Source organism: Terriglobales bacterium (genome assembly GCA_035937135.1).
Taxonomy (GTDB): domain Bacteria; phylum Acidobacteriota; class Terriglobia; order Terriglobales; family Acidobacteriaceae; genus DASYVL01.
Window position 1 is genome coordinate 1 of sequence record DASYVL010000010.1, and the last position, 10,677, is coordinate 10,677.

The following is a 10,677-nucleotide window of genomic DNA, read 5'->3' on the forward strand; positions in this document are numbered from 1 at the left end:
ATCACTCCTTCCGCTGTCGCCAAGCACCCTCCAGCGCGGGAATCCGCGCACGGACTGATTTCAAAAACAACTTCTCTATTCTAGCCCGAAAGCGTCCACGGCCGACGCCAGGGGGTTGCGCACCCTTGTCGCCGAGAGAAACCCCCACCCTCCGCCAAGACCGGGTGGAGGGTGGGGCAACGCAAAGAGAAGGTATGAGCGGGAAAGGATGGGTCAGTTCCCCCAGCGAACAACGTATACTTACCCGCGCCGTACACCAATCTCGCCTGAGAGATGCGACCATGCCAGACCAAGACTGGATCAAAACACTTGAAGACGGCAGAAAAGTGAAGTTCATCTATCAGGAACTGCCGGAAGACGGGGCATTTATCAGCGCGCAGGTTGCAGGAAATGAGGTCGTCTATTCGGTCATATTGGCCAAGGTAAGAAAGCTGCTGAGTCGTGAGGATGTTGAAAGTCATTTCGAGGCAGAGCTTTCGAAGAAGTAGCGACCCTCGATCGTGGGATCGTATCCGCGTCTCTCAAGCGCCCCGCCACGAATCGCCGACCCGGCCCGTACAATAGCCCCGTGAAGCAGACCGTCTTTGTGGTCGAGGACAACCGGGACATCGCCCAACTGGTGCGCCATCACCTGGAGGGCGCCGGATTCGGCGTGCGCGTCTTCCCTGCCGCCACCGGCGTGATCGCCGAGGCGGAGAAGCACCCGCCCGCGCTCTTCCTGCTGGACGTGATGGTCCCGGGCGGCGACGGCTTCGCGCTGTGCACGCGCATCCGCGAGCGCCAGTCGCTCGCCGCGACGCCCGTCATCTTCCTCACCGCGCGCACCTCCGAAGCTGACCGCGTCGCGGGCCTCGAGCTGGGCGCCGACGACTACGTCACCAAGCCCTTCAGCCCGCGCGAGCTGGTGGCCCGAGTGCGCGCCGTCCTCCGCCGCTTCGAAAGGCCTTTGGGCCCGGCCAAGATCAAGACCGGTGACCTGGAGATCGACGGAGGCGCCATGAGCCTTACCGTGCGCGGCAAGCCGGCGGCCACCACCGCCACCGAGTTTCGGCTCATCCACTACCTGGCCTCGCATCCGGGAAAAGTCTTCAGCCGCGAGCAGCTTCTGGATGCGGTGTGGCGCGACGTCGCCTTCGTCACCCCGCGCTCGGTGGATGTGTACGTGCGCCGCCTGCGCGAGAAGATCGAGCGCGAGCCCGAGAGCCCGGTGTACCTGCGCACCGTGCGCGGCGCCGGCTACAAGTTCGAGGCTCCCAAGTGACTCACCGCATCTTTTTCAAGCTGATGGGCGCGTTCCTGCTGGTCATCGTCGCCGGAACGGTCACGCTCGATTTCGCCATCCGCCGCGCCTGGGAGACTTCCCTGCGCGGCGAGATCGAGCGCGCTCTGGTGGAAAAGACGCAGCTCTTCGCCGGCCGCGTCCAGGCCGACAAGTCGCACTCTATGCAGGAGGTGGCCGTCGAAGCCGGGCGCCAGGCCCAGGCCCGCGCCACCATCATTGATTCCACCGGCAAGGTGCTGGCCGATTCCGAGGCCGACCCTGCCACCATGGAGAACCACGCCACCCGCCCCGAGTTCGCCGCCGCGCTCCAGGGCGAGGTGGGCAGCTCGGTGCGCTTGAGCCACACCGTCCACGTCAACCTTCTTTATGTCGCCGTGCCCATCCCCGGGGGCGCGGTGCGGCTGGCGCATCCGTTGGCGGCCATCGAGAAGACCACGGCCCAGGTGCGGAGCACGCTGCTCCAAGGCTCGGCGCTGGCGCTCGCGGTCGCCATGCTGCTGGCGGGCTTGGCGGCGCTCTCCATCTCGCGCCGGCTGAACCGCATCGTCAAGTTTGCCGAGCGCGTGGCCTCGGGCGACCTTTCCGCCCGCATCGCCGAGAGTTCTCTCGACGAGATCGGCCAGGTGGCCGCGACCCTCGACCGCACCGCCCGCCGCCTGGAGGACGCCTTCCACGAGGTCGAGACCCGCCGCCAGCAGATGGAGACTCTGCTCAACAGCATGCACGAGCCGGTGATCGCGGTCTCCGCTGAGCGGACGGTGCAGTGGGCCAACGGCGCCATGGAGCGCCTGGCCGCCGGTCGCGCCCGGCCGCAGGCTCCGGTGGTCGAGGTCGTGCGCGATCCCGACTTCCTCGCCGCGCTCACCACCGCGCTGGAGAAGCGCGAGATCACCACCGCCCGCGTGCGCTCTGCCGCTCCTGGCCGGGTCTTCGACGTGACCGCCGCGCCCATGGCGGGCGGCGCCGTGGCCGTGCTCCACGACCTCACCGAGATCGAGCGCGTGGAGAAGACGCGCCGCGACTTCATCGCCAACGTCTCCCACGAGCTGCGCACCCCCCTCACTTCCATCCAGGGCTACGCCGAGACTTTGTACGAAACGCTCTCCGACAGCGGCGGCGCGCGCGAGTTCGTGGACATCATCCGCAAAAACGCGGAGCGCATGGCGCGGCTCACCGAGGACTTGCTCACCCTGGCGCGGGTGGAGTCGGGCGAGCAGAAGCTGGAGTTCGCGGCCCCGCCCGCGCGCGAGCTGCTGGAGGACGCCGCGCGCGATCTGCGCGAGACCGCGCGCAGCCGCGGCCTCGAACTCACCGTCGCCGAGTCCTCGGACACTCCGGTGCACGCCGACCCCGACGCCATCCACCAGGTGCTGGCCAACCTGATCGACAACGCCAGCAAGTACGCCGCCGCGGGCGGCCGCATCGAACTGGGCGCGCGCCCCGCCGGAGCGACCGTCGAGTTCTACGTTCGCGACTTCGGCCCCGGCATCGCCTCCGAACATCTGTCCCGCCTCTTCGAGCGCTTCTACCGCGTGGACAAGGCGCGCTCGGTCGAAGCTGGCGGCACGGGTTTGGGCCTGGCCATCGTCAAGCACATCGTGCTCAACCACGGCGGCACGGTCCGCGCCGAGAGCGAACTTGGGCACGGCTCGACTTTCTCCTTCATTCTTCCTGCTGCCCCGGTTCCCGCGACCAGCCCCTGAGCCGTCTTAACAATCCTTTAACAATCGTTTGCTAGGGTTCCACCAGCCCCAATGAGCCCCCAACTGGCTGTCCCTGGAAATCCGGCCCACCCCGGGCCCCGGCGGGAGCCGACTGCCGCCCCGTCCCGGCCGAAGAGCGCTGCGCCCGCGCCCCGAGGGCTGCGCGCCGGCCAGCTTGCCGACCGCCTCTTCCGCTACGCCATGCTGGCTTGCGGGTTGAGCGTCATCGTCATCGTCGTGCTGATCGTCGCTGAACTCTTCCTGGGCTCGCGCATGGCCATCAACGAATTCGGCTTCAAGTTCTTTGTCGGGAGCCAGTGGGACCCGGTCTCCGGAGAGTTTGGCGCCCTACCCTTTATCTACGGCACCGTGGTTTCTTCGCTGCTCGCTCTGGCTCTCGCGGTCCCGCTGGCGCTGGGCGTGGCCGTGTTCGTCACGGAGATCTGTCCGCGGCGGCTGCGCGCCGTCGTCTCCTTTGCCAGCGAACTGCTGGCGGCCATCCCCAGCGTGATCTACGGACTCTGGGCCATCTTCGTCCTTGTGCCGTTGCTGCGGCAGGACGTGGAGCCCTGGCTGATGTCCCACCTCGGCTGGAGCGGATTGTTTGCGGGCCCTCCCTACGGCATCGGCATGCTGGCGGCGGGCGTGATCCTGGCCATCATGATCGTGCCCATCATCTCTTCCATCACACGGGAGGTGATGGTGTCCGTGCCGCGCCATCAGCGGGAGGCGGCGCTGGCGCTGGGCGCCACGCGCTGGGAGATGATCCGCGTGGGCGTGCTGCGCAACGCGCGCGCCGGCATTGTGGGCGCCGTCATCCTGGGGCTGGGCCGCGCGCTGGGCGAGACCATGGCCATCACCATGGTCATCGGCAATCGCCCGGAGATCGCCAAGTCCCTGCTCGCCCCCGGCTACACCCTGGCCAGCGTCATCGCCAACGAATTCAGCGAGGCCACCGACGACCTCTACCTCAGCGCGCTGTTCGAGATCGGACTGGCGCTGTTCCTGGTCACTATCATCGTGAACGCGCTGGCGCGCCTCTTGGTGTGGTCGGTCACGCGCGGCACGCCTGCGAGGGCCCATGCCCAGTAGCGCCTCGGCTTACGGGAGCGGTTACGTGCGCTGGCGGCGCCGGCTCACCGACTACGCAGCCACCGCCGCCGCAGCCTTCACCACACTGCTGGTCCTGGCGCCGCTGCTGGCCATCTTCGCTTACCTGGTCTATCGCGGCGCCGGCACACTGAGCTGGGCCTTTCTCACCGAGACCCCAAAGCCGGTGGGCGAGCCGGGCGGTGGCATGGCCAACGCCATCATCGGCTCCGGCACCATTCTGGCCATTGCCTGCGCCCTGGGAGTGCCGCTGGGAGTGGGCGCGGGCATCTACCTGGCGGAATACGGACGCAACCGCTTCGGCAACCTCATCCGCTTCACCGCCGACGTTCTGAACGGGGTTCCCTCCATCGTGGTCGGGATCGTCGTGTACTCGCTCATCGTCCTGCGGCAGAAACATTTCTCCGCCTTCTCCGGCGGAGTGGCGCTGGCCATCATGCTGGTGCCCACCGTCACCCGCGCCACCGAAGAGATGCTGCTCATGGTGCCGCACTCCATCCGCGAAGCGGCGCTGGGCCTGGGCGTCCCCGAGTGGCGCACCACGGTTTCCATCACCCTGCGGACAGCGCTGCCCGGAGTGATCACCGCCATCATGCTGGGCTTCGGCCGCATCGCCGGGGAGACCGCGCCGCTACTCTTCACCGCCTTCGGCAACCAGTTCTGGAACCTGCGCCCCGACCAGCCCACCGCCGCCCTGCCCCTGCAGATCTTCGCCTACGCCATCTCTCCCTACGACGAATGGCACCGCCAGGCCTGGGCGGGAGCGCTGGTGCTGATCCTGCTGATCGTGGGGACGGTCGCCGCCGTCCGGCTGCTCGCCGCCCGCGGCGTGGTGAAAGGAGCGGCCTGAGATGGGAGTCGGCATCGAAGTCGGCCAGCTCTCCGCCTGGTTCGGCCGGACGCAGGCGCTGTTCGCCATCTCGCTCAACGCCGCCGCCAATCACGCCACCGCCATCATCGGCCCTTCGGGCTGCGGCAAGTCCACCTTCATCCGCTGCCTCAACCGCTTGCACGAGACCAACCCCGAAGCCCGGGTGGAGGGCCAAGTTCGCATCGGCGGCCAGGACATCTACGGCAACGGCACCAACCCGGTGGAGCTGCGCCGCCGCGTGGGCATGGTGTTCCAGAAGGCCAACCCCTTCCCTACCATGTCCATCTACGACAACGTGGCCGCCGGACTGAAGCTCAACGGAGTGCGCAACCGCCGCCGGCTGGACGAAGTGGTGGAGCGCTCCCTGCGCAGCGCCGCGCTCTGGGACGAGGTGAAAGATTTCCTGAAGAAGAAGTCGGGAGCCAGCCTCTCCGGCGGGCAGCAGCAGCGACTGTGCATCGCCCGGGCGCTGGCCGTGGAGCCCGAGGTCCTGCTCATGGACGAGCCCGCCTCCGCGCTCGATCCCATCGCCACCGCCAAGATCGAGGACCTGATCTTCGAGCTCAAGGAGCGCTACACGGTGGTCATCGTCACCCACAACATGCAGCAGGCGGCCCGGGTGGCGGAATTCACGGCCTTCTTCCTCATGGGCCGGCTCATCGAGTTCGACCAGACGCAGAAAATCTTTACCAACCCCTCCAACAAGCAGACGGAGGACTACATCACAGGAAGGTTCGGATGACGCGTACCCGGTTCCAGCAAGGGCTCGAAGAACTGAAGCAGAAACTTCTGGAGATGGCGGGCATGGCCGAGCAGGCCGTGGACCGGGTCGTCGAGGCCTACCGCAAGCGCGAAGTCAGCCTCTGCAAACAGGTGCTGGAGGGCGAACCGGCCATCAACCGCGCCGAGCGCGAGATTGACGAGTTGGCCCTCGATCTGCTCGCCATGCAGCAGCCCATGGCCGTGGACCTGCGCTTCATCCTGGCGGTCATCAAGATCAACGCCGACCTGGAGCGCGTGGGCGACCAGGCGGTGAACATCGCCGAGCGCGTGATGGATATGAGCGGCCATCCCGCCGCCGACCTGCCCGTGGACATCCCGCGCATGGCCTCCACTGCCGCCGGCATGGTCAAGCGCGCGCTCGAAGCCTTCATCCAGGGCGACGCCGACCTGGGCCAGGCGGTGCTGGAGATGGATGACATCGTGGACCGCATGAACCGCGACGCCTTCATTTCGCTCTCCCGGCTCATGCGCAGTTCCCCGGAGTCGAGCGGCCCTGCTCTGGACGCGCTGCTCATCGCGCGCAACCTGGAACGCGTGGCCGACCACGCCACCAACATCGCCGAGGACGTCATCTTCTGGGTGCGCGGCGCCGATGTGCGCCACGGCGGGGGCTCCGAGGAGCCGCCTGCGCAGGGCTGATACCCCGCGTGAATCGCGAATCAAGAGCCCGGGCCCTCGCTTCCCAGCCCTTCCCTCTCGATGAGCTCCTTCACCCGCGACCGGATGCCGTCGCGGATGCGGCGCACCTCCGCCGCCGACTTTCCCTTGGGGTCGTCCAGCGCCCAATCTTCCACACGCAGCCCCGGCACATAGGGACAGTCCTCGCCGCAGCCCATGGTGACCATCAGGCTGGCCTCCGCTGCCAATTCCGCGGTCAATTTCCGCGGCCGCGCCCCGGTGAGGTCGAATCCCAGCTCGCCCATGGCCGCCGCCACCTCGGGATGCACGCGCTCGGCGGGCTCCGTCCCCGCCGCCACTGCGCGCGCCTTCGCCGGATCGGCCAGCGCGCTAAGGAACGCTGCCGCCATCTGCGAGCGCCCGGCGCTGTGCGTGCACGCGAAAATCACTGTCTTCATGCCGTTTAGCTTTCTGTCACAAGACTATCGCAGCCCGCCCCCGGAGAGCTCTGGCTCCGTTTTTTTACCGCACTTTCACATCCCGTTAATGCTCCTTTAACACGCCGGGCCGAGAATAAGGGCACGCCAAAAGAACTTCCTGAGGAGAACAAACTTGAACCGGATTACCGTTCTGATCTGCTGCCTGATGCTGCTGTCCAGCGCCGCCCTCGCGCAAACCAACTTGAACGGCGCGGGCGCGACCTTTCCCTATCCCGTCTACTCCAAGTGGTTCAGCGAATACCACAAGAAGCATCCCGACATTCAGATCAACTACCAGTCCATCGGCTCGGGCGGCGGAATCCGCCAGGTGCTGGCCGGGACGGTGGACTTCGGCGCCACCGACGGCCCCATGACCAACGACCAGCTCGCCCAGGCCAAGACGAAGATCCTGCACATCCCCACGGTGCTGGGCGCGGTGGTTCCCGCCTACAACGTGCCGGGGGTGAAGACCGACCTCAAGTTCACTCCGCAGGCTCTGGCCGGGATCTTCCTGGGCCGCATCTCTTCCTGGAACGACAAGGCCATCGCGGACGCGAACCCCGGCGTGAGCCTGCCCAGCCAGCCCATCATCGTGGTGCATCGCTCCGACGGCAGCGGCACCACCTTCGTCTGGACCGACTATCTTTCGAAGGTGAGCCCCGACTGGAAGAACCAGGTGGGGGCCAAGACCTCCGTCTCCTGGCCGGTGGGCATCGGCGCCAAGGGCAACGAGGGCGTAGCCGGGATGGTGCGCCAGATGGAAGGCGCCATCGGCTACGTGGAGTTGATCTACGCCGAGCAGAACAAGATCGCGTATGGCAGCGTGAAAAACGTTTCCGGAGCGTTTGTGAAGGCCAGCCTGCAGAGCACCACGGCGGCCGCGGCCTCGGTGAAGAACATGCCGGCGGACTTCCGCGTCTCCATCACCAACGCCCCGGGCAAGGACGCTTATCCTATCGCCAGCTTCACCTGGCTGCTGATCCCCACGCCCGCCAAAGACGCGCAGAAGGGTAAAATCCTCGCCGACTTCCTGAGCTGGATGGTGAACGACGGGCAAGAGCTTGCCACCCAGCTCACCTATGCCCCGCTCCCCAAAGAGGTCGCGGACAAAGTTAAAGCCACCATCGGGCAGGTGCGATGAGGCTGACCGGGGCGACTCGGGAGTCGCCCCGGTAATCCCAGGTTTCGTTCCAACTCGTGACACATAACGAAAAGGAGAAGCAATGAGAACCGCCCTGAAGTGCTGTGTCGTACTCCTGTTTTCCGCTGTGCTGATGGCGCAGGCCGCGCCCTCGGGCTCCGCTAAGAGTAAGAAGAAGAGCAGCAGCGGCGCCATGACCACGCAGGACGTGCGCGAGCTGCGCCAGGCCCTGGCCGCGCAGCAGCAGCAGATCCAGCAGATGCAGGACGAGATGCGCCGCCGCGACCAGTTGCTGGAGCAGATGCAGCAGGCCCTAGCCCAGGCGCAGACCAATGCCAGCACCGCGCAGGAGAAGGCTGCGGCCGCGCAGTCCTTCGCCAGCCAGCAGGGCGAATCGGTCAGCAAGGTGCAGAGCGACCTGGCGGACGTGAAGCTCAACCAGACCAACGCCGCTGCCAGTACCCAGGAGGACCAGAAGCGCGTATCCAAGATCGAGGGCATTGTCGGCCGCTTCCGCTTCACCGGCGACGTGCGCGTGCGTCAGGAGACCTTCACCTCGCAAGACAACCCGCTCTGCCCCGTCGGCGCCTGCCAGCTCCGGGCGCGTGAGCGCATCCGCCTGCGCTTCGGCTTCGAGGGCAAGCTCAATGAGGACTTCAACGCCGGCATCTTCATGGCCTCCGGCATCATCACCGACCCCACCTCCAGCAACGAGACCCTCAATAACGTCTTCGAGCGCAAGACCATCAGCTTCGACCGCGGCTACATCACCTACAATCCCCAGGCCCACAAGTGGCTCTCGCTCACCGGCGGCAAGTTTGCCTATAGCTGGATCCGCACAAACTCTATGTGGGACCCCGATCTGAACCCCGAAGGCTTCAGCGAGAAGGCTTCCTTCGACCTGAAGAACGGCGGCATCTTCAAGAACGTGACCTTCACTGGCATGCAACTGTTATTCAACGAAGTGGGCGTGGGCCAGGACTCCAAGGCTCTGGGCGGCCAGATCTCGACCAAGATGCAGCTCGGCTCCCATGTCACCATGACGCCCGCTTTCAGCGGCCTGAAGTGGCAGCTCACCGACGTCATCCTGAACGAACCTGCTTCCGTCAACGGCGGGGCCGCCGTCGGAGCTTTCGCGCCCAACGGCATGACCAACTGCACCACTGGGGTATCTCCCAACCGCCATTTCTGCTCCCGCTTCCTGTATGCGGACTTTATCGACAGTTTCGTCTTCAAGACGCCTTGGGAGCGATTCCCGATCAACCTCCAGATGGAGTTCGAGAAGAACCTCGGCGCCGCCACCTCCGCCGTGACCGGGACCAAGCAGGACAAGCTCTACCTGTTCGACGTCAACGTAGGCCGCACCCGCAGCAAGAACGACATCCAGTTCGGCTACAGCTGGTGGCGGCAGGAGCAGGATTCCGTGATCACCTCGTTCAACGAGAGCGACCAGCGCTCCCCCAGCAACGTCCTGCAAAACAAGATTTACTTCAACTGGAAGGTGCGCGACAACGTGACCATCGGCGTCACCGACTGGATCGGGCGTACGCTCAACACCGCGCTGGAGAACGCCAAGCGCGCCCCCGGCGTCCCCGTGGGCGGCAAAGACCCGTACCTCCAGCGTTTCCAGTTCGACATTATCTACAGCTTCTAGCCCTGCGGCGCCGGTCAACCAGCCGGCGCCTCGTCCCAAGCCCGGCGCAGGAACGGTTGTCCTGCGCTCCGGGCAGGGGTAAGCTCTTTGCGCTCCCATGGGAATGCTCAGCGACGACATGCAGCGGGTGGTGCGCGAGCAGCGCCTCGGCTTCGTGGCCACCGTCTGCCCCGACGGCACCCCCAACCTCTCGCCCAAGGGCACCCTCACCGTGTGGGACGACGACCACCTGGTCTTCGCCGACATCCGCTCCCCCGCCACCATGCGTAACCTGCGCATCAACCCCGCTGTCGAGATCAACGTGGTGGATCCCATCACCCGCAAGGGCTACCGCTTCAAGGGCAAGGCCACCGTCGTGGACCGTGGTCAGCTCATGGACGACGTTCGCGAGTTCTACTCCAGCCGCTGGATCAATACCGGCAAGGGCCGGGGCGAGCTCGACCTCCACTCCTTCGTACTCATCAAGGTGGAAGAGGCCTTGCCCCTGGTCTCTCCGTCCTACGACGATGGCCAGACCATCGAGGACGAGATCCGGGCCGCCTGGTGGAAGCACTACCAGAGCCTCCAGCCAAAAACCAAAACGCATCACTGACCCGCGAGCCCGGAGTGCACTAAACTGTTAGGCGGAGAGGTGCGTGAGCGGTTGAAACGGGCGGTCTTGAAAATCTAAAACAGGTGATTTGCTAACTAATTGATCGGACGGCAGAAAACCCTGCAACCCCTTTCTGCACAGTCAGTTCAGTTGTTGTATTGAGATGCGCGCAGCAGTGGCGAGACTAGCTGGAATGCATGAGCAGTCCCCACAAAAGTCCCCACAGTCTTGCCGCGCCAGAATCAAAAGGATTTGAACTTTCCTCTGGGTTCCTTTGCGTCCTTGTGGTTTAGAGGCTTGTGGTGCCGCCTTCGGCGCGAACGCGGTACCGCATCTGGACCATTCCACTCGGCCAGGAACGGTGGCCTTCCAACTCGAGGCGATGTTCACCCTCTCCGCCCGAGAACAGCCGAATGCCATCGCCAAGGACGATTGGAATCACCG

11 protein-coding genes are annotated in these 10,677 nt (G+C 65.5%); 10 read left to right on the forward strand and 1 reads right to left on the reverse strand.

Annotated elements, in window-relative coordinates; genetic code table 11:
• Positions 1-281 precede the first annotated feature (281 nt).
• The 7 genes from VGQ94_00420 to phoU all read left to right on the forward strand — a co-directional run bounded on the left by VGQ94_00420 (position 282) and on the right by phoU (position 6,388).
• Positions 282-488 (forward strand): hypothetical protein, encoded by a 207-nt coding sequence (locus tag VGQ94_00420; protein HEV2020971.1) that lies wholly within the window; start codon positions 282-284, stop codon positions 486-488.
• A gap of 80 nt (positions 489-568) precedes the next feature.
• The gene (locus tag VGQ94_00425) at positions 569-1,261 is read left to right on the forward strand and encodes a response regulator transcription factor (protein HEV2020972.1); all 693 of its coding nucleotides are present in this window, start codon (positions 569-571) and stop codon (positions 1,259-1,261) included.
• Positions 1,258-2,985, forward strand: a complete 1,728-nt coding sequence (locus VGQ94_00430; protein HEV2020973.1) for an ATP-binding protein — start codon at positions 1,258-1,260, stop codon at positions 2,983-2,985. Before VGQ94_00425 ends, VGQ94_00430 begins: the two co-directional genes overlap by 4 nt.
• 51 nt (positions 2,986-3,036) lie before the next feature.
• Complete coding sequence (gene pstC, locus VGQ94_00435) at positions 3,037-4,077, forward strand: phosphate ABC transporter permease subunit PstC (GenBank protein HEV2020974.1); 1,041 nt, start codon at positions 3,037-3,039, stop codon at positions 4,075-4,077.
• A gap of 25 nt (positions 4,078-4,102) precedes the next feature.
• Positions 4,103-4,945, forward strand: coding sequence for a phosphate ABC transporter permease PstA (gene pstA, locus VGQ94_00440; GenBank protein HEV2020975.1), 843 nt, complete (start codon positions 4,103-4,105; stop codon positions 4,943-4,945).
• 1 nt (position 4,946) lies between these two features.
• Positions 4,947-5,708: a phosphate ABC transporter ATP-binding protein PstB gene (gene pstB, locus VGQ94_00445; GenBank protein ID HEV2020976.1), complete on the forward strand. Its 762-nt coding sequence runs from the start codon at positions 4,947-4,949 to the stop codon at positions 5,706-5,708.
• On the forward strand, positions 5,705-6,388 hold the full coding sequence (phoU, locus tag VGQ94_00450; GenBank protein HEV2020977.1) for a phosphate signaling complex protein PhoU: 684 nt from the start codon (positions 5,705-5,707) through the stop codon (positions 6,386-6,388). The genes pstB and phoU overlap by 4 nt, the downstream gene beginning before the upstream one ends.
• 20 nt (positions 6,389-6,408) lie before the next feature.
• Here the strand turns inward: phoU and VGQ94_00455 are convergent, their stop codons facing one another.
• The gene (locus VGQ94_00455) at positions 6,409-6,825 is read right to left on the reverse strand and encodes an arsenate reductase ArsC (GenBank protein ID HEV2020978.1); all 417 of its coding nucleotides are present in this window, start codon (positions 6,823-6,825) and stop codon (positions 6,409-6,411) included.
• 154 nt (positions 6,826-6,979) lie between these two features.
• On the opposite strand from VGQ94_00455, the gene pstS reads away from it, so the two are divergent.
• The 3 genes from pstS (at position 6,980) to VGQ94_00470 (ending at position 10,233) form a co-directional block, all read left to right on the forward strand.
• Positions 6,980-7,987 carry a phosphate ABC transporter substrate-binding protein PstS gene (gene pstS / locus VGQ94_00460; GenBank protein HEV2020979.1) on the forward strand — a complete coding sequence of 336 codons (1,008 nt, stop codon included), beginning with the start codon at positions 6,980-6,982 and terminating at the stop codon, positions 7,985-7,987.
• An 82-nt stretch (positions 7,988-8,069) separates the two neighbouring features.
• Complete coding sequence (locus VGQ94_00465; GenBank protein ID HEV2020980.1) at positions 8,070-9,641, forward strand: putative porin; 1,572 nt, start codon at positions 8,070-8,072, stop codon at positions 9,639-9,641.
• A 97-nt stretch (positions 9,642-9,738) separates the two neighbouring features.
• The gene (locus VGQ94_00470; protein HEV2020981.1) at positions 9,739-10,233 is read left to right on the forward strand and encodes a pyridoxamine 5'-phosphate oxidase family protein; all 495 of its coding nucleotides are present in this window, start codon (positions 9,739-9,741) and stop codon (positions 10,231-10,233) included.
• Positions 10,234-10,677: the final 444 nt, after the last annotated feature.